A 22866-nucleotide genomic window follows, 5' to 3' on the forward strand; every position below is an offset into this window, starting at 1 on the left:
AGCATCCGAGTCATGCGCGAACTGCTGAGACCCCCTGCCGATCTGCGTCTCAACGACATAGACACCTCGTCGACGCCCGGATTCGACGGCGACAAGAAGGCGGCCGAGGCAGCGCTCGCCGACGGCGCCGAGCGGCTCAGCGAGGTGCAAGAGCGGCTGTACGCGGCGAGCAAGGCGGGCTCGACCCAGCGCGTTCTGCTCGTGATTCAGGCGATGGATACCGCCGGCAAGGGCGGCATCGTACGCCACGTTGTCGGGGCGGTCGACCCGCAGGGCATTCAGCTCGCCGCCTTCAAGAAGCCGACGGAGGAAGAGCTCGCCCACCACTTCTTGTGGCGAGTCGAGAAGCAGCTGCCGGCGCCCGGCATGATCGGCGTCTTCGACCGTTCGCACTACGAAGACGTGCTCATCGGGCGCGTGCGCCAGCTGGCCCCCGCCGCCGAGATCGAGCAGCGCTACGACGACATCGTGCAGTTCGAGCGCCGCGTCGTCGACAGCGGCATCGCGCTCGTCAAGGTGATGCTGCACATCAGCGCCGACGAGCAGAAAGAGCGTCTCGCCGAGCGCCTCGACCGACCCGACAAGCACTGGAAGTATCGCCCGGGCGACATCGATGAACGGATGCTCTGGAACGACTACCAGCAGGCCTACGAGCTCGCCATCACGCGCACCGACACCGACGACGCCCCCTGGTACGTTGTGCCCGCCGACCGCAAGTGGTACGCACGGCTCGCCGTGCAGACCCTGCTGCTCGACGCGCTCGAGAAGATCGACCCGCAGTGGCCTGCGGCCGACTTCGACGTCGAGGCCGAGAAGAAGCGCCTCGCGGCTACGTAGCAACTACCGGTAGATCTCGCGCCGGTTCCCCGCCCGCACGATGAGCACCGTGAGCACGTCGTCGAAGACGTCGTAGACGATTCGATAGTCACCAACACGCAGTCGCCACGCGATCTCTTCACCGACCAGTTTCGTGCAGCCTGGCGGGCGCGGGTCATCGCCGAGCTTTTGGATAGCGGCGAGAAGGCGCTCACGGGCGGGGCGCGGAAGCTTCTTCACCTGGCGCGCAGCGGAAGTGGTGAATTCGACGCTGTAGGTCAAGAAGCCAGCTCGGCTCGCAGTTCATCGAGGGTCACGCGAGCCCCGTCGTCCGCGGCTTTCGCGTCGCGGTAGGCGGCAAGATCCTGCGCATGCTCGAATGCTTCGAGTGCCTCGAGGTCAGCCACGCTGATGACGACCGCGGCGAGCTTGCCATTGCGGGTCACGCCGATGCGCTCGCCCGCATACATCGCTCGGCCGAGCACATCGGCCAACTGACTGCGCAGTTCGCGCGTCGAAACCTCGTTAGTCACTGTGTCCATGAGGACCATTGTATGCGAATTGGCTTTGTGTACACAACGTGAATACGTTGTCGGTCAGGCGCCAAACTCACGTGATTCTGACCCCATCCGACGCAGCCCTCCGAAGCCTGGTCTCCTCAACGATCGTCTATTGAGACATCGGGCCGACCCTCCGCGCGCCCGGGCCTGAATCCGAAGAAGGCTGCGTGACGGTTACGGGGCCATGTCCTCCAAAGTGCCGACTGCGGGCGGGTTTCTCTGGGGCTTAGCGTGATGCCTGATCGACGCTCACATCTCGTGCTCGCCGGCCTCCACCCCCCTTGGCAGCGCGGAGTAGTCACATGGTCGTTTGGTCCCAATCTCTTCGTCTTGTCGGCATGGCCTCAGCCGTCGCCCTGGTCGCCGGCTTAGCCATGATGCCCGGCACCGAGCAAGTCGCTGTCGCGGCGCCGGTGGAACCGGTCGACATTCTCCTTGACGAGGAGCGAGAGGCCCCCCTGGTGGAGGCTCTTGACTACGTTGCACCGCTTCCCACTTTTCCTGAGGGTCGTTTCGACATCGATGAACCGGTGTTGCTGTCCGAAGACGTCATCAAGAAGGCCGCCGGGGTGCGCGCCTCTGCCGAGGATGATCTCTTGGCGCAGGCCGAAGGGCTTCCGGTGGTGGAGAGGGATGTGATTCGGCCTGGGTTTAATGCCTGTCCGGTTTCCTGTCCGACGCGGTCGCCGGCAGGGGTGATTCTTGGTCAGCGTCGTAGGACTGCTCGACTGAATCACACCGGGTTTTAGTGCACGGGGAGTTCTCCCAACAACCGCTGTCAGATCTAGCGCGGTCTCAGAAGCGATCTTCTATTGAGACCCCGCGCTGAGCCGACGACACGCCCGGGCGATGAGTCTCAGAAGTCTGTCTCAAGTCTCCGAGTAGTGAGAGACGACTTCTCAGGCTCTCCTGACGGCGGCTAGCGCGGTAGGACGAGCCCAGCCTTAGCGGAGAGCGTCGGCGATGGGCCGGAACTTCATGCGGGTCTCGGCGAGCTCGGAGTCGGGATCGGAGTCGATGACGATGCCCGCGCCGGCATATGCCGTGAGTGCGCCGTCGTCGTCGATGCGCGCGCAGCGCAGGGCGATGACCCACTCGCCGTCGCCGTCTTGGTCGATCCAGCCGACGGGGCCGGCGTAGCGTCCGCGATCGAAAGGCTCGAGCTCGCCGATGAGCTCGAGCGCAGCATCCCGAGGCGAACCGGCGACCGCCGCGGTCGGGTGTAGCGCCGCGACCAGATCGAGCGCACTCGCCCCGTCGCCCAGCTGCATCTCGATGTCGGTCGCGAGGTGCCACAGGTTGGGCAGCTTGAGCGTGAAGGGCAGCTCGCTCGCGGTGATCGCCCGCACGTGCGGCTGCAGGGCGTCGAGCACGCTGCGCACCGCGAAGGCGTGCTCGTCGAGGTCTTTCTGGCTCGTTGCGAGCGTGGCGGCCGCGGCGGCATCGTCGGCCGACCCCGCGCCGCGGGCCGTGCTGCCCGCGAGCACTCGTGCGCTCGCCTCGTGCGCGTGCACGCTCACGAGCGTTTCGGGGCTCGCGCCGATGAGGCCGTCGACCGCGAAGGTGAGGCAGTCGGGGTAGCGGTCGGCGAGTTCGCTCAGCAGGGCGCGCCGGTCGGCATCGGGCGGGATGCTCGCCACAGCATCGCGCGCGATCACCACCTTCTCGACCCGCCCGTCGCGGATCGCCTGCACAGCACTGCCGACGACCGCCGTGAAGCCTTCGCGGCTCAGCGAGGCCGCGGCGAGGGTCGCGCGAGGCCGCTCGCCGATCGGCGCGGCGTTCGGGGGCTCGGTCACCGTGTCGTCGCCCTGCACCGTGATGCGGGTGACCCAGCTCACCCCGTCGCGCCGGCCGACGATCAACTGCGGAACGACGAGCACGCTCGCCGCAGTCGACGAGTCGGCGAACGCGAAGGTGCCGAACGCCACGAGTCCGCAGCCCGCGAGGCCCACGCCGTCTTTCACGTCGGCCGCGGCTGAGATGCCCCGCCAGGCCTCCGCAGCCTCGGTCAGCCGATCGGGGCCCGAGAACTCGAGCCGCAGCAGCTCACCGATGCCGATGATGCCGTCGTCTCGACGCAGAGCGACGAGCGGGTCGCGCAGGTCGGCAAGCTCCAGCAACACCTCGTGCGGATGCGCTGTCGCGGTCACCGCCCGCAACGCCACCGGGGGCACAGAGACCGCGGGCGCGGCGGATTCAGGCACCTGCTCAGGGTACTCCGCGCCCGACAGTCCCCCAGGTCGCTCACGGCGAACCCCGGGCCGACGCTCACTAGACTCGATCCTGTGACGAGGGCCGATCTGTCGAAGACTCCGCGAGACGTCGCCGCGATGTTCGACGGTGTCGCCCGCGGCTACGACCGCACGAACGCCGTGCTGTCGGTGGGCAACGCGGCGCTGTGGCGCATCGCGACCGTCAAGGCGGTCGACCCGAAGCCGAGCGAGCGCATTCTCGACATCGCCGCCGGCACGGGCACCAGCTCGGTCGCGCTCGCCAAGACGGGTGCCGAGATCATCGCGCTCGACTTCTCGCAGGGCATGGTCGACGAGGGTCGACGCCGGCACCCCGACCTCACCTTCGTGCAGGGCGATGCCGAGAAGCTGCCGTTCGGCGACGCCGAGTTCGACGCCGTGACGATCAGCTTCGGCCTGCGCAACGTGCAGCACCCCGAGGTGGCGCTCGCCGAGATGCTCCGCGTGCTCAAGCCCGGTGGTCGCGTCGTGATCTGTGAGTTCTCACGCCCACCGTTCGCCCCTCTGCGTGCGGCCTACCAGGCCTACCTCAAGCACGTCATGCCGCTCATCGCGGGCGCGGCGAGCTCGAACCCCGACGCCTACCGCTACCTGTTCGAGTCGATCGAGGCGTGGCCGTCGCAACCGGTGCTCAGTGAGTGGCTGCGCACCGCCGGCTTCACGACCGTCGGGTACCGCAATCTGTCGGCGGGCGTCGTGGCACTGCACCGCGGCCGCAAGCCCGCCGTCGCTCCGTCGGCCCCGCGCCCCAAGAGATCGGCGAACCGTTGACCCGCCTTCCACCGCTCGCCCGCCGCAGCAAGACGCTCAGCGCATCGCTCGGCCTCGGCGAGAAGCTCTTCGCCTCGAGCGAGGAACGTCGTTTCGCCGACGCGATCGAGACCGGCCTCGTCGAGGTCGAAGAGGGCCTGCTGCGCGAGGTCGCCTTCGCCGACGACATGGCCGATGTCACGTCGCGCTACTTGCTCGAAGCGGGGGGCAAGCGCATCCGCCCTGTGCTCACGCTGCTGACGGCGCAGCTCGGCGAGGGCAACAACCCCTCCGTCATCACCGCCGCGCAGGCCGTCGAGATCACGCACCTCGCATCGCTCTATCACGACGACGTCATGGACGAGGCCGAGATGCGCCGCGGTGTCCCCTCGGCGCAGAGCGTCTGGGGCAACTCGGTCGCGATCCTCACGGGAGACCTGCTGTTCGCTCGGGCGAGCAAGCTCGTCGCGAGCCTCGGCGAGGGGGCCATCAAGCTGCAGGCCGACACCTTCGAGCGGCTGTGCCTCGGGCAGCTGCACGAGACCATCGGCCCGCGCATCGACGACGACCCGATCGAGCACTACCTGCGCGTGCTCGCCGACAAGACGGGCTCGCTCATCGCCGCCGCGGCGCAGATGGGCGTCATCTTCTCGAAGGCGCCCGAGCACTACGCGGCACCCGTGGTCGCCTTCGGCGAGAAGATCGGCGTGGCCTTCCAGCTCATCGACGACGTGATCGATCTGGCCGAGCCCGAGTCGGAGACCGGCAAGCCTCAGGGAACCGATCTGCGCAGTGGGGTGGCGACACTGCCCCTGCTGTTCTTGCGAAGAGCAGCGCGCACGGATGTCGATGCCGCCGCGCTGCTCGCCCGCATCGAGCTGCACGTCGAGATCGACGGAGACGAGACCGAGCTCGCCGCGGCGATCGCCGAGCTGCGCGCGCACGATGTGACGACCGAGACCCTCGACGAGGCGCGCCGCTGGGCCGACGAGGCCGTCGCCGCCCTCGAGCCGCTGCCCGACGGGCCCGTCAAGCTCGCCCTGACCAAGTTCGCCGAGGCCGTGGTCGACCGCAGCACGTGAGCGTCGCTGACCGCGCCCGCCTCCTCGCACAGAAAGCACCCCACCCCGCATGACCAAGCTCAGGCTCGCCATCGTCGGTGCCGGACCAGCCGGCATCTACGCCGCCGACATCCTGCTCAAGCACGAGCGCTCGTTCGACGTCTCGATCGACCTCTTCGAGCAGCTGCCCGCCCCCTACGGCCTCGTGCGCTACGGCGTCGCCCCCGATCACCCGCGCATCAAGGGCATCATCAACGCTCTGCGCGAGGTGCTCGACTCGGGTGACATTCGCATCTTCGGCAACGTGCGCTACGGCGCCGACATCACGCTCGACGACCTCAAGCGCCACTATCACGCGGTCATCTTCTCGACGGGGGCGATTCGGGATGCTGCGCTCGAGATTCCCGGCATCGACGCGCTCGGCAGCTACGGCGCCGCTGACTTCGTCAGCTGGTACGACGGCCACCCCGACGTGCCGCGCGAATGGCCGCTCGAGGCCGAGTCGGTCGCGGTCATCGGCAACGGCAACGTCGCGCTCGACGTGGCCCGCATGCTCGCCAAGCACCCCGAAGACCTGCTGCCGACCGAGGTGCCCGACAACGTCTACGCCGGCCTCGTCGCCTCGCCGGTCACCGACGTGCACGTGTTCGGCCGCCGGGGCCCGATGCAGGTGAAGTTCACCCCGCTCGAGCTGCGCGAACTCGGCGAGCTGCGCGATGTCGACATCGTCGTGCACGAGGAGGACTTTGATTACGACCAGGCTTCGCGCGATGCGATCACCTCGAACAAGCAGATCACGGTCATCGACCGCATCTTCACGCAGTGGCGCTCGCGCGAGACCGGTAGCGCGTCCCGTCGTCTGCACCTGCACTTCTACGCCAAGCCTCTCGAGGTGCTCGCCGACGACGAGGGCCGCGTGGCGGGCTTCCGCTACGAGCGCACCGAGCCCGACGGCGCCGGCGGGGTGCGCGGAACGGGTGAGATTCGAGAGGTTGCGGTGCAGTCGGTCTACCGGGCGGTGGGCTACTTCGGCTCGCCCCTCGACGGCATCCCCTTCGACGAGCGCCACGGCGTCATTCCGAACCACGAGGGCCAGGTGCTCGGCGACGACAACCGCCAGTTGCCGGGTGTATACGCCACGGGCTGGATCAAGCGCGGCCCGGTCGGCCTCATCGGCCACACGAAGAGCGACGCCATGGAGACGATTCAGCACCTCGTGGTTGACCAGGGCTCATGGTGGAGCCCGAGCGACCCCGACGAGCAGTCGGTCGTCGACCTGCTCGACAGCCGCGGAGTGCTCTACACAAACCTCGACGGTTGGCACCGACTCGACGCCCACGAGGTCGCGCTGGGCAAGCCTCAGGGCCGCGAGCGCATCAAGGTCGTGCCGCGCGACGAGATGATCCGCATCTCGCGAGACTAGCCCGGCCACCGCGGGCGAGCCCTCTGCGTGAGCTCCATGTCGGGCAGTCGATGGGGTGCGCATCGCACGGCCTGAGTCAGGGCAATGTCGATCGACACGCACCACCGTGTGCCTGAATCGTAGGCATCGTCAGACCAATGAATCGTCGCTGCACCGGCGTATCGGAGTCGATGCGCACGTGATGGCCGACTGACATGCGGAGGTTCAGGGGAGTCGAGACGATCGATGACTTCGTAGAATTCCAGGGCGCTCACGCAAGCGAGCGGGCCACCGTGACTCCACGCTGACCGCACTGATGCCGGCAGGTCGCTCGACCCGTACCAACCGCGGCAGAGTCGTTTGAGCCAGCCGAATTGGACTCCGAAGCGAATGTCGTCGGCGCTCCACCCCTCTGCAAGCAATTCAGCTCGAGAGGCAATGCCGCCGTTGGCCGAGATGTACTCGTCGAACGTTCGAAACCGCGGCATACAGAGGAGTGTGCGGGTGCTCGACGATCTCGCGTGCCCCGCGCTCGGCGTCGGTCGATCATCGCTTGTTCTCTGTGCTCTGTGGAGGACGGGGGTTGCGGGACCCGCCCCCGCCCGCCTTCCACAACTTCGGAGTGGGAGTCGCGAGGTATCGAGACTTTTCCCCCTTCCGAAGTTGTGGAAGGCATCCAGGGTGGGGCGGTGGACCTGGCTCAGACGGCGGAGTCGGCCGTTACCGTCCAGCCGAGGGCGATGAGTTCGTCGAGCACCTCGAGATCGAGCTGCTCGAGCCGGTTGACATAGACGCAGGCGACCGACGCGCTGTGCGGGCCGAGTCGAGCGAGCAAAGCGGGAGCGTCTGGATGCTCGGTCAGGCCGTAGAGCGTGAGCTTGGCCTTGCGCGGCGAGAAGCCCGTGCGCGGCCAGATTCCCTCGGTGCCGCTCGCGTACTGGTAGCGGTAGGTACCGAAGCCGACAATCGACGGACCCCACATGACCGGCTCGGCCCCGGTCGCCCGGCGATAGATTTCGACGAGCTCGGCACCTTCAGCCGCACGGCGCGGGTCGAGCGTCGACAAGAACTCGTCGACAGGAACCTCGGTCGGCAGCGTCTTCTGCGTCATGCGAGAACCGTACGCGCGCTGGGCGGGCGGCCGCTACTGCAGAGCCGCTGTGACGCGAGCCAGGTCGTCGAAGGCGCGCATGTGGGCGGGGCGGCGCAGCCACTCATCGAGCGTCAACTCGCGCGAGTTCTCACGATAGGTCTGCTCGATCGCTCGGAGCTCTCGAATGATCGACTCGCCGCGCACCATGACCGATACCTCGAGGTTGAGGCTGAACGAGCGCATGTCCATGTTGCTCGACCCGATGATGGCCACCTGGTCGTCGATCGTGAAGTGCTTGGCGTGCAGCACGGTCGGCGAGCGGTAGAGCCAGATGCGTACCCCGGCCCGCAGCAGCTCTTCGTAGTACGAGCGCTGTGCGTGGAAGACGAGCGTCTGGTCGCCGACCTCTGACACGAAAAGCTGCACGTCGAGCCCGCTCTGCGCCGCGGTTGTGATCGCGTAGAGCATCGACTCGTCGGGCACGAAGTACGGGGAGCAGATCTGCACCTGCTCTTGCGCTGCATAGACGAGTGAGTTGAAGAGGCGCAGGTTGTTCTCACCCTCGAACGCGGGGCCGCTCGGCACTACCTGAGCGTCGAGCCCTTGACCAGGATCGACATCGGGCGAGATGACAGCTTCGCGCAGCAGCAGCTCGTCGGTTTCGGCGTACCAGTCGGTCGCGAACAGGGCCTCGATGCCGGCCGCGATCGGGCCGTCGAAGCGCACCATGAGTTCTCGCCACTCGAGCCGCGAGCCGTCGCGGCGGGAGCGCCGATGGTAGCCGCGCTCGACGAGGTTCTGCGACCCGGTGAAGGCTATCGAACCGTCGACGATCAAGAACTTGCGGTGATTGCGCAGATCAGGACGCTGCCACTGGCCGCGCCACGGCCTGACCGGCAGCATCGCGAAGTGTTCGGCGCCGATCGCGTCGAGCCGACGGCGAAGTCTTCGGTAGCCGGGAACCCGCACCGAGGCGATGTGGTCGTACAGCACACGCACCTTAACGCCGCGCGCGACGGCGGCACCCAGGGCGGCGAAGAACCGCTCGGTCTCATCGTCGACAGACATGATGTAGAACTCGACGTTGACCAAACGGGTCGCCGCGTCGACCGCCTCCGTCATGGCAGAGATCGACGAAGAGTAGTCGGTGTACAACCTGGCCGTGTTGCCGCCCACGAGAGGCATCGCGCCCAGGTTGCGGTTCAGTTCGACGATCGGCTCGAGCCAGGGCGGCCAGGGGGAATCCTTGCTGACGCGATCCATGCCGTCAGTGGTCTCGAGGATGTAGGTGTTGATCTCGTCTTGCTGCTCCCGACGTCTCTTCGGCAGCCGACGGGAACCCAGCAGCAGGAAGAGTAGGAAGCCGATGAGCGGCAGGATGTAGATGAGCAGTAGCCAGGCGAGGGCGCTCGGGGGTCGACGGTTGCGCGGCACAACCACCAGAGCAGTGATGGCAATGCCCAGCGCGGCCAGGAGCACGAGGCCTGTCACGATGAGGACAATCCACGCCTCAGTGCCGCTGAGGGCGACGTCGTCAGTCATGGCCGCAGTCTAGTGACGCAGGTTCATCCGCCGCGGCTCGAAGCGTCAGCGAAAATTGACGAACTGCAGCGCGACGTCGAGGTCTTTGCCCTTGAGCAGCGCCATGGTCGCCTGCAGGTCGTCACGGCTCTTCGACTGCACCCGCAGCTCGTCGCCCTGAATCTGACTCTTGACGCTCTTCGGCCCCTCGTCGCGGATGATCTTCGAGATCTTCTTCGCGTCGTCGCTCGAGATGCCGTTCTTGAGCCCGACCTCGATGCGGAACTCTTTGCCGCTCGCGTAGGGCTCACCCGTGTCGAGGCTGCGGATGCCGATGCCGCGCTTGATCATCTTCGACTCGAGCACCTCGAGCACGGCCTTGACGCGCTCTTCGGCGCTCGCCTTGAGCAGCAGCTTCTCGCCGCTCCATTCGATCGACGCGCCGACTCCCTTGAAGTCGTAGCGCTGGGCGATCTCCTTCTGAGCCTGGTTGACGGCGTTGTCCGCCTCCATCTTGTCGACCTTGCTCACGATGTCGAATGATGAATCAGCCATGCGACCATCGTAACCATGACCCCCGCCGCGATCGCCCGAATGAGCATCGGGCTTGCGCTCGGAGCTCTCGTGGTCGCTGCCCTGGTGCTCTTGCTGCTGCGCCCCTCGGCGCCGACACCGACGGATGCTGCGCTCGAGCCCACCGCGACCCCCGCGCCGCGCTGGGCAGAGCCGGCGCCCCTCCCTCCCACGTCGGCGGCACCGACCCGGCCCGGAGTCTCGGGCCTGGTCGACCCGGCCTGGGTCACCGCCGTCGCCGCGGATTCGGGCATTCCCGAGCGGGTGCTCGCCGCCTACGCGGGCGCCGCGATCTCGAAGAACGCCGAGCGCCCCGACTGCGACCTCGGCTGGAACACACTCGCGGGCATCGGCTGGGTCGAGTCGCGCCACGGCACCTACGGCGGAGCATCCGTCGCCGATGACGGCACCGTCAGCCCGCCCATCATCGGCATTGCACTCGACGGTTCGACGACCAACATCATCACCGACACCGACGGGGGAGAGTTCGACGGCGACGCCGAGTTCGACCGGGCTTTGGGTCCGATGCAGTTCATTCCGGGCAGCTGGGCCAACTGGTACGTCGACGCGAGCGGTGACGGCATCGCCGACCCGCACAACATCGACGACGCGGCGCTCGCCGCGGCCAACTATCTGTGCCGGGCGGTGCCGACCCTCGGCGACGAGGCCTCCTGGCGTGGGTGCATCGCCGCCTACAACGACGCGAGCAGCTACCTCGACGCCGTGGCTACCGCCTCGCAGGGCTACGCCGCTGCGGCCGAGCGGTCGTCGACCTCACAATGAGCTCGAACGGCAGGGGCGTGTTCTCGTCATCGAGATCGTCGCTGCCGCTCGGCTGCAGCTCTTCCATGAGCAGCTCGACGGCGCGCTCGCCCTGCAGGCCCGGGAATTGCGCCACGGTCGAGAGCCCGAAGAAGTCGGCGAGCTCGTGGTCGTCGATGCCGATGATCGAGAGCTCACCCGGCACGTCGAGGCCCATGTCGCGCGCCGCGAGAATCGCGCCGATGGCCATCTCGTCGCTCGCCGCGACGATGGCCGTCGGGCGCAGGCGAGGGTTGCCGAGCATCTGCTTGGCTGCGGTGTAGCCGCTCTCCATCGTGAAGACGGCAGGAAAGTAGAGGTCGCGCTCAGGAATCAGCCCGGCACCGCGCAGTGCGGCCTCGTAGCCGAGGCGCCGATTGGTCGGCAGGTGGAACGCGAGCTCGCGATCGACGTCGCCTCCAATATGACCGATGCGCGTGTGCCCGAGCGAGAGCAGATGCTCGGTCGCGAGCTTCGTGACCGCGACGTCGTCGATGCTGAGCGTGCGCACGCCCCGCAAGGGTCCGCCCACGCCGACGAGCGGCTTGCTCAGCGCATGCAGCGAGGTGATCTCGGCGACCGTGAGTTCCAGGCTCACGGCGATCACAGCATCCACCCGTTGCCGCAGCAGGTGATCGGTGAAGACCTTCTCGCGCTCGCGATCGTCGCCCGAGAGGTTGTAGAGGGTCAGGTCGTAGCCGTACTGCATGAGGCGGCGCTGCGCACCCTCGATAACCGAGGTGTAGAACCAGCGGTTCAAGAAGGGAACGACGACGCCGATGTTGCGCGTGCGCCCCGTCGCGAGGCTCGAGGCGCTGGCCGAGACGACGTAGCCGAGCTCGGCGGCGGCGGCTTCGACGCGCTCACGGGTCGTGGCCGCGACGTGCCCGCGACCGCTGAGAGCGCGCGACACGGTCGCCGTCGAGACTCCCGCACGACGGGCGACGTCGTCGATGCCGACCATGTGTCGTCGCCTCGCTCTCTCCCCTCTGGCCAGAATAACCGCACGCGGACCCGACGACGGATGCGGGGCGGCGAGCGTGGTATCGCCGACCCCGCCGCTCTTGTATTCTTGTGAGGCGCCTCCGGTCGGTGACCACACGGGTCGGGCGCGCACCTGGCGAGTTACCCAAGCGGCCAAAGGGATCTGACTGTAAATCAGACTGCTCAGCATTCGGGGGTTCGAATCCCTCACTCGCCACCATGACTCCTCCACCGAACGCGACCGCCGAGTTGCTCTCGCTGGCGCGCGCCGTCGCTCTCGAGGCAGGCACCCTCGTGCTCGAGGCGCGGCGCGGGGTCGTCGAGGTCGCCGACCGCAAGTCGTCGTCGGTCGACGTCGTCACGCAGGTCGACCGCGACGCCGAAGCACTCATTCGCGGCCGCCTCGCCGAAGCGCGGCCCCACGACGGCTTCTTCGGTGAAGAGAGCGGCGGAGCGTCGGGCTCGAGCGGACTCACCTGGGTCGTCGACCCCATCGATGGCACCGTCAACTTTCTCTACGGCATTCCGCACTATGCCGTGAGCATCGCCGTCGTCGAAGGCGAGGCCGACCCGCAGCGCTGGCAGGCGCTCGCCGGGGTCGTCGTCAACCCGGCGACAGGTGAGCTCTTCTCGGCCGCTGCGGGAGACGGCGCCTTTCTCGGCGATCGTCCGCTGCAGGTCAACCCTCCGGTCGATCTCTCGCAGGCGCTCGTTGCGACAGGCTTCGCCTACGCGGCGCAGACGCGTGCCGAGCAGGGCGCGGCCGTTGCGCGCCTGCTGCCTCAGGTACGGGATGTTCGGCGCATGGGCACCGCATCGCTCGACCTCTGCGCGGTGGCGAGCGGTCGTGTCGACGCCTATTTCGAGCGCACGCTGAGCCCCTGGGATCACGCCGCGGGTGCCATTGTCGCCGCCGAGGCCGGCGCCCGTGTCACGGGCCTGCCGGGCATGCGCGCCGACCACCGGTTCTTGCTCGCGGCGCACCCGGAACTCGCGGTCGCGCTCGAGCGGGTGCTCGGCGAGGTGGAGGCCGTGCCGAGTGAGGCGGCCAGTGACTCGTCGTGACCGCACCTCGGTACGAACTGCGAATTGTGCTCACCGACTTTCGCTGTCGACGCGCAGCCGTTAGTCTTTACCAATCCGTGATAATCGCGCTCTGCGAGGCGACCACTGATCCGAGCAACTGACATCTGAGGCTGACGACGACCGTGACGAACGAGTTCCCGTGGGCCGCAGAGGGTTCTGACCAGAATTCCCCTGCGACCGCGAACGACGCTCTCGAGTCGCTCGGCTTCTCCTTCACCGAGGAATCCTCTGCTCAGACTCCCGTCGAGACGAGCTCAGCCGACGTGCCGACCGCCGCACTTGAGCAGCTGCCCTCTGGCCACTCGACCGACCTCGTGCCACTGAGCCGTCGCGCCTTGCGCGAAGCCGAGCGGTCGAAGCCGAGCTCGCGACGAGGCCGTGGCCCGGCCGCGAGCGAGCCCGTCGCCGCGACGTCACCGAGCGTGAGTGCGACCGAGACGGTGACGCCGACCCCCGTGCGGCGTGCGCCCGCCGCGCCGCCCGTGGCGGCAGCTGCCACGCGGCCCGCCTCCTCGCGCCCCTCGCTGCGCCGGCGTATTGCCCAGAAGACCTTCCCGCCCGTCGTCATGCTCGCCGCGGCCGCCCTGCTCGTCGGCACGTCAGTGCCCGCGACGGCGCTGTTCGACCCCGACGCGCCTCCGGCATCCACGGTCATGGCATCGATCGCGATGTCAGACGAGGCCGCCATCGATCCTGAACTCACCGAAGAGCAGGTTGTCGAGGTCGAGGCGGGCGCAGACCTCACCGCGGTCGTCGCGTCGCGCGACGAGTGGAGCGTGACCTCGTACGCCGAGATGCTGCGCCTCAAGTACGGCAGCCGTGACTTCTCCTACTCCACGAGCGGCTCGGGCGCCGTGCGCTGGCCGTTCCCCGCCGCCGTGCCGATCAGCTCGGGCTTCGGCGAGCGCGTCGCGCCGTGCCGCTACTGCTCGAGCTACCACCAGGGCCTCGACTTCAACCCCGGCGCTGGCACGCCGATCTTCGCGATCGCTGACGGCGTCGTCATCAAGGCCGAGCACAGCGGCGGCTTCGGCAACCACGCCATCATCGAGCACACCATCAACGGCCAGCGCGTCACGAGCACCTATGCGCACATGACGACGGCCAGCTCGCCTCTGGTCGTCGGGCAGCAGATTCTCGTCGGCGACTTCGTCGGCACGGTCGGCAGCACCGGCACGTCGACCGGCGCCCACCTTCACTTCGAGATTCGCATCGACGACATCGCGATCGACCCGTTCGCCTGGTTGCAGGCTAACGCGAGCTAGACCCGCCCGGCGCTCGCGCGCTGAGCGGGCCGCTCCAGACGGCGGGGCTCTAGCCGAGCATCCACACCGTCGTGTCGACCGGAAGGGTGCGACCGTCTAGGGGACCACTCGCGAGTACCACCTCGCCCGCCGGCAGCTCGATCGCGGCAGCGCCCACGTTGGCGATGACGGTGATCGAGCCATTGCGCAGAGCGACGACGTCGGCGTCGAAGCGCTCGAGCCACTGCACCGAGCCCATTCCGAGGTCGTGCTCGGCACGCAGCCGCAGTGCGTCGCGGTAGAGCTCGAGCGTTGACCCGGGCACACCGTGCTGCACGTCGCGCGCGTAGTGCGCGAACAGGGCGGGCTGCGGCAGCCAGCTGTCGCCCGAGCTGTTGAACCCGAACGCCGGCGCGGCCGACTCCCACGGAATCGGCACTCGGCATCCGTCACGGCCGTAGACCTCGCCGTTGGTGCGGTGGAAGGTCGGGTCTTCGCGCACGTGGTCATCGAGCTCGATGACCTCGGGCAGGCCGAGCTCTTCGCCCTGGTAGAGATAGGCGCTGCCCGGCAGGCTGAGCATGAGCGCAGTCGCGGCGCGGCCGCGGCGCAGGCCCAGCTCGTCGTCGGGCTTGTCTTCGGTCTTGGGGCCGATGCCGCTCGCGGGCGCCGCGCCGTAGGTCGACAGGCCGTAGCGGCTCGGGTGGCGCACGACGTCGTGGTTCGAGAGCACCCACGTGCTCGGGGCACCGACGCCCGTGAAGGCGGCGATCGACTCATCGATCACCGAGCGCAGCCGCGCAGCTTCCCACGGAGTGCCGAGGTAGCTGAAGTTGAAGGCCTGGTGCATCTCGTCGGGGCGCACCCAGAGGGCGGCCTTTTCGAGCGGTTCGACCCACGCCTCGGCGCACAGCACGCGGTCGCCGCTGTACTCGGCGAGCACCCGGTGCCAGTCGCGATAGACCTCGTGCACCTCGGGCTGCGCCCAGTAGGGCACGTCGTCGGGCGACGAGATGGCGTCGGCGAGCCCACTGGCCTCGGCCTTCTCGACGATGTCAGGTAGGCCCTCTTTCTTCATGAGGCCGTGCGCGACATCGACTCGGAACCCGTCGACCCCTCGGTCGAGCCAGAACCGCAGAATCTGCCGGAACTGCTCCCAGACCCAGGGGTTCTTCCAGTTGAAGTCGGGCTGCGAGCTGTCGAAGATGTGCAGGTACCAGGGGCCCGGCGTGCCGTCGGCCTCGGTGATGCGGGTCCACGCGTTGCCGCCGAAGACCGACTGCCAGTTGTTCGGCGGCAGCTCGCCGTGCTCGCCCTTGCCCTCGCGGAACATGAAGCGGTCGCGCTCGACCGAGCCCGGCCCGGCTGCGAGCGCCTGCTGAAACCAGGGATGCTCGCTCGAGCAGTGGTTGGGCACGAGGTCGACGATCACGCGCAAGCCCAGCTCGTGCGCGCGGTCGCGCATCACGTCGAAGTCGTCGAGGGTGCCGAAGATGGGGTCGACGTCGCAGTAGTCGCTCACGTCATAGCCAGCGTCGCGCTGCGGCGAGCGGAAGAACGGCGACAGCCAGACGGCGTCGACACCGAGGTCGGCGAGCGCCGGCAGCCGCTCGGTGATGCCGGCGAGGTCGCCGATGCCGTCGCCGCTCGCGTCGGCGAAAGATCGCGGGTAGATCTGGTAGATGACCGCTGAGCGCCACCATTCGGCTCCGGGGGTCGAGGTCTCGTCGTGCTCGACGGCGCGCGCCGAAGGGATCGTCGTGTGGTGAGGCATGTGCGCCACTTTATGACACCCAGCCGTCGCGTGGGACCGGTTCCATGCACGGAGCGCACTTTTCTGCCGTTCTGGGCCTGCTCATGGGCGATCTCACTCTCTGCATAACGAATTCGTGACAAGGGCTCTGGAAGCGCTTGCAGAATAGCCCGCCCTGTGGCCTAATGGAAGCGCTTGCACTCCGCGAGCACACCAAGAGATCGGCTCCACGTCTCTCGGGCGACGACGCACCGACGGTGCAGGGTCGCACTCGAGTGCCGCCGTCGGGGCCGTCCGCACACGAAAGGGTGACCACCGATGAAGGTGACATCACGCAGCTTGATGATGACGGGAGCGATGGCCGCAGCAACGGCGATCGTTCTCTCCGGATGCGCGGCCGCTGAGCCCGAGGCTCCGATGTTCGAAGGCTCGCTCACGGTCTGGGTCGACGCCGACCGCGCCGGCGTTCTCGAAGACATCGCCGCGCAGTTCGAAGAGGAGCGCGGCGTCACCGTCGAGCTCGTCACGAAAGACTTCGGCGCGATCCGCGACGACTTCATCACCCAGGCCCCGACCGGCAACGGCCCCGACATCATCGTCGGCGCTCACGACTGGCTCGGCAAGCTCGTGCAGAACGGCGTCGTCGCGCCGCTCGAGCTCGGCGACAAGGCCAGCGAGTTCCAAGAGGTCGCGATCACGGCCATGAGCTACGAGGGCCAGAACTACGGTCTGCCCTACTCGGTCGAGAACATCGCCATGCTGCGCAACGTCGACCTCGCGGCCGACGTGCCCGCCACGTTCGACGACCTCATCGCCGCTGGCGAGGCCTCGGGCGCCGAGTACCCCTTCCTGGTCGGCCTCGACCCGGCAGCTGCCGACCCCTACCACCTGTACCCGCTGCAGGCGTCGTTCGGTGCTCCTGTCTTCGAGATCACGGCTGACGGCACCTACGACCCGACCGCTCTCGCGCTCGGCAACGAGGGCGGTGAGGCCTTCGCCATCCAGCTCGCCGAGTGGGGCGCTGCCGGCATTCTGAACACGAACATTTCGGGCGACATCGCTCGCGAAGAGTTCGTCGCCGGAAAGTCGCCGTTCTTCCTGACCGGACCGTGGAACCTACCGGCCATCCAAGAGGCCGGCATCAACTACTCGATCGACCCGATCCCCTCGGCCGGTGGCGAGACCGCGTCGCCGTTCGTCGGCGTGCAGGGCTTCTTCATCAGCTCGCGCAGCGAGAACACCCTCGCGGCCAACGAATTCCTCGTGAACTACATCGGCACTGAGGCCGTGCAGACCGCGCTCTACGAGGTCGGCGGCCGTGCGCCCGCACTGCTGACCGCCTTCGAAGCAGCGAAGTCGAACGCCGACGTCGCTGCCTTCGGCGAGGTTGGTGCCAACGGCAACCCGATGCCGAACGTGCCCGCGATGGACGTCGTGTGGTCTGACTGGGGTTCGACCGAGGTCGCGATCATCAACGGCCAGGGCGACCCGGTCGAGCTGTGGCGCGCGATGGTCGAGAGCATCCAGTCGAAGATCGACGGCTAGCAGCCTCTCGCAACAGTTGGTGCCGGGACCTGCCGGAGCGCTCAGCGCCCCGGTAGGCTCCCGGCACCGCCACGGTGCCGCGACGACGATGTTCGGAGAACCATGAGCCACCCCAGCCCGGCGAGTCCGCTCGCCGCCCCCACGCCCCCCGCTCCCGCTGGCAGTCTGAAGCCGCCGCGGTCGAGCAGCAGCACGCGGGGCATCTTGATCAAGATCGCGCTTCTCAGCATCATCGATGCCATCGCGGTCTTCGGCCTCTTCATGCTCTTCCTGCAGGAGTCGTGGATTCCGTTCGCGATCGTGCTCGCCGTCACGGTGCTCGTCAACTGGATCTATCTCACGCCCGGCTGGCTGCCGGCCAAGTACCTGACCCCGGGCCTCCTCTTTCTCGCGGTCTTCCAGATCTTCGTCGTGGTCTACAGCGGGTACATCGCGTTCACCAACTACGGTGACGGCCGCAACGGCACGAAAGACGACGCGATCAGCACCATCCTGCTGACGGCGCAGGAGCGCGTGCCCGACTCGCCCACCTACCGCGTGACCGTTCTCGAGCAGTTCGGCGAGTACTTCTTCCTCGTCACCGACCCCGAGGGCGAGGTCTCTCTCGGCAGCGCCGACAGCCCGCTCGAGCGCATCACCGACTTCGGCACCGACTCGACGGGCCGTGCCGACTCGGTGCCGGGCTTCACAACTCTCGGCTTCGCCGATCTGCTCGGCAACCAGCGCGCGATCACCGATCTCGCCGTGCAAGTCAGCGATGACCCGAACGACGGTGCCCTGCGCACGCCGGATGGATCGAACGCCTACCTCTATCTCTCGTCGCTCAGCTACGACGCCGCGACCGACACGTTCGTCGATCGGCAGGGCGCGGTCTACCGCGACGGCGGAGACGGCGCCTTCGTCAACGACAGCGGTCGCGAGCTGATTCCGGGGTGGACGATCACCGTCGGCTTCGACAACTTCATCAAGGCCTTCACGACTGAGAACATCCGCGGCCCGCTCATCAGCGTCACGATCTGGACCTTCGCCTTCGCGATTCTCTCGGTGGCCACGACCTTCGCCCTCGGGCTTTTCCTCGCCATCGTCTTCAACAAGCCGAACATGCGGGGCAAGAAGGCCTACCGGCTCATCATGATCTTGCCCTACGCCTTTCCGGGCTTCCTGTCGGGGCTCGTCTGGCTCGGTCTTTTCAACGAAGACTTCGGCTATATCAACCAGGTGCTGTTCGGCGGGGCGGCGATTCCGTGGCTCAACGACCCCTGGCTGGCGAAGTTCAGCGTGCTGCTGGTGAATCTGTGGCTCGGTTTTCCCTACATGTTCCTCATCTGCACGGGGGCACTGCAGTCGATTCCCGAAGAGCTCACCGAAGCCGCCACGGTCGATGGTGCTCAGCCATGGGCGGTCTTCCGGCTGATCAAGTTCCCGTTGCTGCTGGTGTCGGTCGCGCCGCTGCTCATCTCGTCGTTCGCCTTCAACTTCAACAACTTCAACATCATCTACATGCTCACGGGCGGCGGCCCGCGCGACGTCAGCGCCGGGGTCGATGCCGGCGCGACCGACATTCTCATCACGCTCGTCTACAAGGTCGCCTTCGGCGAGGGCACGGGGCGCGACTACGGCCTCGCCAGCGCCTTCGCCATTCTGATCTTCTTCATCGTCGCGACGGTGTCGATCATCAGCTTCCGGCAGACCAAAGCCCTCGAGGAGCTGAACTGACATGACGAACCCCTTCAACCCCGCCGACGGTGCTGAGGTCAGCAGTCGGCTGAACCCGATGGTCGCGGGGGCGACCACGACCCCGGGCGAGCGACCGGCGCGCGTGATTCCCAAACGCCGCCGTCGCGGCCCCTGGTTCTGGTTCCGCGACACGGGGTGGCGTCACCTCATCGGTCTCGTCATGCTCGTCTTCGCAGCCTTCCCGCTGCTCTACGTGCTGTCGGCCTCGCTCAACCCGACAGGAACACTCGTCGGGTCGAACACGCTCTTCCGCACGATCGACTTCGGCAACTACATCGAGCTGTTCCAGCTGCCACAGCAGCCCTACGCCGCGTGGTTCATCAACACCATGGTCATCGGCCTCGTCGCGGCCGCGGGCACCGTCTTCCTCGGCGCGCTCGCCGCCTACGCCTTCTCGCGCATGCGGTTTCGTGGGCGTCGCGTCGGGCTGCTGACGCTGCTGCTCGTGCAGATGTTTCCGCAGATTCTCGGCGTCGTCGCCATCTTCCTGTTGCTGAGCGGCATCGGCGAGGTCTTCCCGCAGATCGGCATCGGCACGCAGGCCGGCCTGATCCTCGTCTACCTGGGCGGCGCGCTCGGCGTCAACACCTACCTCATGTACGGCTTCTTCAACACGGTGCCGGTGTCGATCGACGAGGCGGCGAAGATCGATGGCGCGAGCCATGCCCGCATCTTCTTCACGATCATCCTGCGACTGGTCGCGCCGATTCTCGCGGTCGTCGGGCTGCTCTCGTTCATCGGCACGACGAGCGAGTTCGTCATCGCCTCGATCGTGCTGACCGACCCGCAGACCCAGACTCTGGCGGTGGGCCTCTACCAGTTCGTCTCGCAAGAGACCTCGTCGAACTGGACGCTGTTCTCGGCCGGAGCCGTGCTCGCGGCGATTCCCGTCATGGCGCTCTTCCTCTATCTGCAGAAGTACATCATCGGCGGCCTCACCGCCGGGTCGGTCAAGTGAGCACGCCAGCTCTCGCCCTCGAACCGCACCACGACGGCTCGCCGCTCTACGTCTCGACGCAGACACCCGCTCTCGGCGACGCGGTGCAAGTGCGGGTGCGCATCCCGCTCGGCTACGGGCCGGTCGCGGCCGTACGCACGCGGTCGAACCCCGATCACGAGCCGCGGTGGTCAACGGCGACCCTGCTCGGCGAGCGCGACGGCGCCCAGTGGTGGCAGGCCGAGGTCGAGGTGGGCAACCCGGTGCACGGCTACCGCTTCGCGATCGAGCGCGCCGACGGGAGCGTCGCCTGGTTGTGCAACGCGGGGCTCAGCGACATCGAGACGCGCGACGACGACGACTTCAAGCTCGTCACGCATCCGCCCGCGCCGGCCTGGGGAGCCGAGACCGTCATGTACCAGGTGTTCCCCGACCGCTTCGCCCGCTCGGCCGCCGCCGATACCCGAGCGCTACCGGAGTGGGCCGAGCCCGCCGACTGGCAGGACGAGCCGATCTACCAGGGCCCCTCGACGCCGCTGCAGTTCTACGGCGGCGACCTCGACGGTGTGACTGAGCACCTCGACCACCTCGAGCGGCTCGGGGTGAACCTGCTCTACCTCACCCCGTTCTTTCCTGCTCGCTCCAACCATCGCTATGACGCTCACCGGTTCGACCAGGTCGACGAGCTGCTCGGCGGCGACGAGGCGCTTGCGCGATTGACGGCGGCAGCACACGAGCGCGGAATCCGCGTCATGGGCGACCTCACGAGCAACCATTCGGGGGATGCCCACGAGTGGTTCCGTGCCGCGCACGGCCAGCCCGGCACCGCCGAGAGCGAGTTCTACTACTGGCTCGACGACGAGCAGCAGACCTACGAGTCGTGGCTCGGCGTGCCGAGCCTGCCCAAGCTCAACTGGAACTCGCTCGAGCTGCGTCGGCGCTTCATCGAGGGCCCCGACTCGGTGGTGGCGCGCTGGATGAAGCCGCCGTTTGACCTCGACGGCTGGCGCATCGACGTCGCCAACATGACGGGGCGCTTCGGCGACGATGACCTCAACGAGGCGGTGCGCCGCACGATTCGCCAGACCATGATCGAGGTCGACGCCGACACCCTGCTGCTCGCCGAATACACGAACGACGCGGCGAAAGACCTGCAGGGTGACGGCTGGCACGGGGCGATGACCTACGCCAACTTCACGCGGCCCGTGTGGGCGTGGCTCAGCAGCGCCGGACCGATCGAGTGGTTCTTCGGCCTGCCGTACCCCGTCATGCCGCAGTACACGGCGCGGCAGGTTCATCACGCTCACCGCCGGTTCACGGCCGCCATGCCGTGGCGCACGCGCATCCACGGCATGAACGCTCTCGACACTCACGACACGGCGCGCTTCGCCAATCGCGCGCTTCCCGGGGCGGTTCCGGTCGCCGCAGGCCTGTCGATGACACTGCCAGGAATTCCCGTCGTCTTCGCGGGCGACGAGCTCGGCACGACGGGCGAGAACGGCGAGCACTCGCGCACCACCATGCCGTGGGATCGACTCGGCGACTACGACGAGCAGATCGAGCTCTACGCCTCGCTCGTGCGGCTCCGGCGCGAGCATCCGTCGCTCAGCCACGGTGGCATGCGCTGGCTGAACGTCGACGACGACAGCCTGCTCTTCGTGCGCGAGAGCGCCGACGAGAGCGTGCTCGTGCTCGCGGCCCGCGACGACGTCGACGTGACCCTGCCGACGGGCGCGATCGCGGGTAGGGGCGAGCGGCTGATCGGCACCGGCACCCTCGACGGCACGCGCGTGCGCTCGACCGGAATGGCCTTCACCGCGTGGCGACTGCCGGGAGTGAGGCCCTTCGACTAGGTGCTAATCTTCTCTGGTGCCGATCGCGTTCGCGCGCCCGGCAACGCCCCGATAGCTCAGTGGTAGAGCACTTCCATGGTAAGGAAGGGGTCGTCAGTTCAATCCTGACTCGGGGCTCTGGACACTCCTTCGCGGGGGTGTCTTGCCCGGCGGGGTAGCTCAGGTGGTTAGAGCACACGGCTCATAATCGTGGTGTCGCGGGTTCGAGTCCCGCCCTCGCTACCGTTTCTCCCATCTCTACCAGCCGCTGTCGCCGAGCTCGCGCATCGCGTCGAGACGCTCGCGCAGGTCGAGCAGGTCGGCCGCGACGCCCTCCATCGCGATGCGTCGCTCATCGGCCGACTGGTTCGCGAACTCGTGCTCGGCGAACAGACGCGCCTTCGTGAGCTCGGTGAGCGTGTCGTCTCGCGCCGTCTCGACCAGTCGGGCGATCGCGCTGTCGTCGGTGCGCATTCGGCGCAGGCGCTGCACCACGCCGCGCGCGGTACGTGCGCGCAGCTCGAGTCGAGAGAGCTCGCGCTCGGCATCGTGTCGCCTCCTGCCGCGGCCGCGCACGGGGTGGGCGGCGGCCTCGGCGTCGAGGCGCTCGGCCGTCGCGCTGAGCTCGGCAATGAGCGAGTCGACAGCCTCGCGGGCGAGCGTCGTGACCTCGTCGGTGCTCCAGGGGCGAGCATCCCGCAGCGTCGACATGATGACGCCGTTCTTGACCGCGAGACGCAGCGCTGATCGCGCGACGAGCACGCCCTCGCTCACGTGCTGCTCGAGAATCTCGCGCGAGAACTGAGCATCGGCGGCGTCGGCGGCCGGGGAAGGGGGCAGGAATCGCATGGGGTCTCTCTGCGTCACGAGGCGCGTGCTCAGCCTAGAGCGCCGCTGCTGCGAGCAGGCCGCGATC

Annotated in this window: 21 protein-coding genes and 3 tRNA genes; 15 read left to right on the forward strand and 9 right to left on the reverse strand. The window is 67.6% G+C overall.

Annotation, left to right across the window (positions count from 1 at the left end):
- Window positions 1–12 precede the first annotated feature (12 nt).
- A complete protein-coding gene (locus tag KL788_RS10580; protein WP_293171190.1) occupies window positions 13–837 on the forward strand; it encodes a PPK2 family polyphosphate kinase in 825 nt (274 codons plus the stop codon).
- A gap of 3 nt (window positions 838–840) precedes the next feature.
- On the opposite strand, the gene KL788_RS10585 is transcribed toward KL788_RS10580, so the two are convergent.
- Together KL788_RS10585 and KL788_RS10590 are read right to left on the reverse strand one after the other, a co-directional pair.
- Window positions 841–1098 carry a type II toxin-antitoxin system RelE family toxin gene (locus KL788_RS10585; protein ID WP_293171192.1) on the reverse strand — a complete coding sequence of 86 codons (258 nt, stop codon included), beginning with the start codon at window positions 1096–1098 and terminating at the stop codon, window positions 841–843.
- Window positions 1095–1358 carry a type II toxin-antitoxin system prevent-host-death family antitoxin gene (locus tag KL788_RS10590; protein ID WP_293171194.1) on the reverse strand — a complete coding sequence of 88 codons (264 nt, stop codon included), beginning with the start codon at window positions 1356–1358 and terminating at the stop codon, window positions 1095–1097. Before KL788_RS10590 ends, KL788_RS10585 begins: the two co-directional genes overlap by 4 nt.
- 356 nt (window positions 1359–1714) lie before the next feature.
- Between KL788_RS10590 and KL788_RS10595 the strand changes: the two genes are divergently transcribed.
- A complete protein-coding gene (locus KL788_RS10595) occupies window positions 1715–2125 on the forward strand; it encodes a hypothetical protein (protein ID WP_293171196.1) in 411 nt (136 codons plus the stop codon).
- A gap of 195 nt (window positions 2126–2320) precedes the next feature.
- Here KL788_RS10595 and KL788_RS10600 read toward each other — a convergent pair whose 3' ends face one another.
- Window positions 2321–3538 carry an isochorismate synthase gene (locus KL788_RS10600; RefSeq protein WP_428846135.1) on the reverse strand — a complete coding sequence of 406 codons (1218 nt, stop codon included), beginning with the start codon at window positions 3536–3538 and terminating at the stop codon, window positions 2321–2323.
- Window positions 3539–3664: 126 nt separating this feature from the next.
- Here KL788_RS10600 and KL788_RS10605 point away from each other — a divergent pair, with 126 nt between their 5' ends.
- From KL788_RS10605 to KL788_RS10615, 3 genes are read left to right on the forward strand one after another with little or no spacing between them, the layout of a single operon-like run.
- Window positions 3665–4402, forward strand: coding sequence for a class I SAM-dependent methyltransferase (locus KL788_RS10605; protein ID WP_293171200.1), 738 nt, complete (start codon window positions 3665–3667; stop codon window positions 4400–4402).
- Window positions 4399–5463 carry a polyprenyl synthetase family protein gene (locus KL788_RS10610; RefSeq protein ID WP_293171202.1) on the forward strand — a complete coding sequence of 355 codons (1065 nt, stop codon included), beginning with the start codon at window positions 4399–4401 and terminating at the stop codon, window positions 5461–5463. Before KL788_RS10605 ends, KL788_RS10610 begins: the two co-directional genes overlap by 4 nt.
- Before the next feature lie 49 nt (window positions 5464–5512).
- Window positions 5513–6865: an FAD-dependent oxidoreductase gene (locus KL788_RS10615; protein WP_293171204.1), complete on the forward strand. Its 1353-nt coding sequence runs from the start codon at window positions 5513–5515 to the stop codon at window positions 6863–6865.
- A 679-nt stretch (window positions 6866–7544) separates the two neighbouring features.
- Here KL788_RS10615 and KL788_RS10620 read toward each other — a convergent pair.
- From KL788_RS10620 to KL788_RS10630, 3 genes are read right to left on the reverse strand one after another with little or no spacing between them, the layout of a single operon-like run.
- A complete protein-coding gene (locus KL788_RS10620; RefSeq protein ID WP_293171206.1) occupies window positions 7545–7955 on the reverse strand; it encodes a DUF1801 domain-containing protein in 411 nt (136 codons plus the stop codon).
- A gap of 33 nt (window positions 7956–7988) precedes the next feature.
- Complete coding sequence (cls, locus tag KL788_RS10625) at window positions 7989–9479, reverse strand: cardiolipin synthase (protein WP_293171208.1); 1491 nt, start codon at window positions 9477–9479, stop codon at window positions 7989–7991.
- 45 nt (window positions 9480–9524) lie between these two features.
- A complete protein-coding gene (locus tag KL788_RS10630; protein WP_293171210.1) occupies window positions 9525–10013 on the reverse strand; it encodes a YajQ family cyclic di-GMP-binding protein in 489 nt (162 codons plus the stop codon).
- A 15-nt stretch (window positions 10014–10028) separates the two neighbouring features.
- On the opposite strand from KL788_RS10630, the gene KL788_RS10635 reads away from it, so the two are divergent.
- Entirely contained in the window at window positions 10029–10814 is a 786-nt protein-coding gene (locus KL788_RS10635) for a lytic transglycosylase domain-containing protein (RefSeq protein WP_293171212.1), read from the forward strand.
- Here the strand turns inward: KL788_RS10635 and KL788_RS10640 are convergent.
- Entirely contained in the window at window positions 10759–11796 is a 1038-nt protein-coding gene (locus KL788_RS10640; protein ID WP_293171214.1) for a LacI family DNA-binding transcriptional regulator, read from the reverse strand. The two genes, KL788_RS10635 and KL788_RS10640, sit on opposite strands and share 56 nt — an antisense overlap.
- A 155-nt stretch (window positions 11797–11951) precedes the next feature.
- On the opposite strand from KL788_RS10640, the gene KL788_RS10645 reads away from it, so the two are divergent.
- The 3 genes from KL788_RS10645 to KL788_RS10655 all read left to right on the forward strand — a co-directional run bounded on the left by KL788_RS10645 (window position 11952) and on the right by KL788_RS10655 (window position 14167).
- A tRNA-Tyr gene (locus tag KL788_RS10645) sits at window positions 11952–12036 on the forward strand.
- Window positions 12036–12881 carry an inositol monophosphatase family protein gene (locus tag KL788_RS10650; protein WP_293171216.1) on the forward strand — a complete coding sequence of 282 codons (846 nt, stop codon included), beginning with the start codon at window positions 12036–12038 and terminating at the stop codon, window positions 12879–12881. The genes KL788_RS10645 and KL788_RS10650 overlap by 1 nt, the downstream gene beginning before the upstream one ends.
- A gap of 143 nt (window positions 12882–13024) precedes the next feature.
- On the forward strand, window positions 13025–14167 hold the full coding sequence (locus tag KL788_RS10655; RefSeq protein WP_293171218.1) for a peptidoglycan DD-metalloendopeptidase family protein: 1143 nt from the start codon (window positions 13025–13027) through the stop codon (window positions 14165–14167).
- A 49-nt stretch (window positions 14168–14216) separates the two neighbouring features.
- Here KL788_RS10655 and KL788_RS10660 read toward each other — a convergent pair whose 3' ends face one another.
- Window positions 14217–15920 carry a glycoside hydrolase family 13 protein gene (locus KL788_RS10660; RefSeq protein ID WP_293171220.1) on the reverse strand — a complete coding sequence of 568 codons (1704 nt, stop codon included), beginning with the start codon at window positions 15918–15920 and terminating at the stop codon, window positions 14217–14219.
- 297 nt (window positions 15921–16217) lie between these two features.
- On the opposite strand from KL788_RS10660, the gene KL788_RS10665 reads away from it, so the two are divergent.
- The 6 genes from KL788_RS10665 (at window position 16218) to KL788_RS10690 (ending at window position 22193) form a co-directional block, all read left to right on the forward strand.
- Window positions 16218–17444, forward strand: coding sequence for a sugar ABC transporter substrate-binding protein (locus KL788_RS10665; protein WP_293171222.1), 1227 nt, complete (start codon window positions 16218–16220; stop codon window positions 17442–17444).
- Window positions 17445–17546: 102 nt separating this feature from the next.
- Window positions 17547–19160: an ABC transporter permease subunit gene (locus tag KL788_RS10670; protein ID WP_293171224.1), complete on the forward strand. Its 1614-nt coding sequence runs from the start codon at window positions 17547–17549 to the stop codon at window positions 19158–19160.
- A gap of 58 nt (window positions 19161–19218) precedes the next feature.
- Window positions 19219–20139, forward strand: coding sequence for a sugar ABC transporter permease (locus KL788_RS10675; protein ID WP_428846136.1), 921 nt, complete (start codon window positions 19219–19221; stop codon window positions 20137–20139).
- The gene (locus KL788_RS10680) at window positions 20136–21971 is read left to right on the forward strand and encodes a glycoside hydrolase family 13 protein (protein WP_293171230.1); all 1836 of its coding nucleotides are present in this window, start codon (window positions 20136–20138) and stop codon (window positions 21969–21971) included. The genes KL788_RS10675 and KL788_RS10680 overlap by 4 nt, the downstream gene beginning before the upstream one ends.
- 45 nt (window positions 21972–22016) lie before the next feature.
- Window positions 22017–22088 (forward strand) — tRNA-Thr (locus KL788_RS10685).
- Between the two features lie 31 nt (window positions 22089–22119).
- Window positions 22120–22193: transfer RNA gene (locus KL788_RS10690), tRNA-Met, on the forward strand.
- A gap of 15 nt (window positions 22194–22208) precedes the next feature.
- Here the strand turns inward: KL788_RS10690 and KL788_RS10695 are convergent.
- Window positions 22209–22799, reverse strand: a complete 591-nt coding sequence (locus tag KL788_RS10695) for a hypothetical protein (protein WP_293171233.1) — start codon at window positions 22797–22799, stop codon at window positions 22209–22211.
- Window positions 22800–22866: the final 67 nt, after the last annotated feature.

Source organism: Microcella sp., from assembly GCF_019739195.1.
GTDB lineage: Bacteria > Actinomycetota > Actinomycetes > Actinomycetales > Microbacteriaceae > Microcella.

Bases quoted from the DNA above. Each gene is read 5' to 3' on its own strand.
- KL788_RS10580 (WP_293171190.1), top strand. From the start codon at position 13: ATGCGCGAACTGCTGAGACCCCCTGCCGATCTGCGTCTCAACGACATA.
- KL788_RS10590 (WP_293171194.1), bottom strand. From the start codon at position 1,358: ATGGACACAGTGACTAACGAGGTTTCGACGCGCGAACTGCGCAGTCAG.
- KL788_RS10595 (WP_293171196.1), top strand. From the start codon at position 1,715: ATGGCCTCAGCCGTCGCCCTGGTCGCCGGCTTAGCCATGATGCCCGGC.
- KL788_RS10615 (WP_293171204.1), top strand. From the start codon at position 5,513: ATGACCAAGCTCAGGCTCGCCATCGTCGGTGCCGGACCAGCCGGCATC.
- KL788_RS10620 (WP_293171206.1), bottom strand. From the start codon at position 7,955: ATGACGCAGAAGACGCTGCCGACCGAGGTTCCTGTCGACGAGTTCTTG.
- cls (WP_293171208.1), bottom strand. From the start codon at position 9,479: ATGACTGACGACGTCGCCCTCAGCGGCACTGAGGCGTGGATTGTCCTC.
- KL788_RS10630 (WP_293171210.1), bottom strand. From the start codon at position 10,013: ATGGCTGATTCATCATTCGACATCGTGAGCAAGGTCGACAAGATGGAG.
- KL788_RS10635 (WP_293171212.1), top strand. From the start codon at position 10,029: ATGACCCCCGCCGCGATCGCCCGAATGAGCATCGGGCTTGCGCTCGGA.
- KL788_RS10640 (WP_293171214.1), bottom strand. From the start codon at position 11,796: ATGGTCGGCATCGACGACGTCGCCCGTCGTGCGGGAGTCTCGACGGCG.
- KL788_RS10650 (WP_293171216.1), top strand. From the start codon at position 12,036: ATGACTCCTCCACCGAACGCGACCGCCGAGTTGCTCTCGCTGGCGCGC.
- KL788_RS10660 (WP_293171220.1), bottom strand. From the start codon at position 15,920: ATGCCTCACCACACGACGATCCCTTCGGCGCGCGCCGTCGAGCACGAC.
- KL788_RS10665 (WP_293171222.1), top strand. From the start codon at position 16,218: ATGAAGGTGACATCACGCAGCTTGATGATGACGGGAGCGATGGCCGCA.
- KL788_RS10670 (WP_293171224.1), top strand. From the start codon at position 17,547: ATGAGCCACCCCAGCCCGGCGAGTCCGCTCGCCGCCCCCACGCCCCCC.
- KL788_RS10675 (WP_428846136.1), top strand. From the start codon at position 19,219: ATGGTCGCGGGGGCGACCACGACCCCGGGCGAGCGACCGGCGCGCGTG.
- KL788_RS10695 (WP_293171233.1), bottom strand. From the start codon at position 22,799: ATGCGATTCCTGCCCCCTTCCCCGGCCGCCGACGCCGCCGATGCTCAG.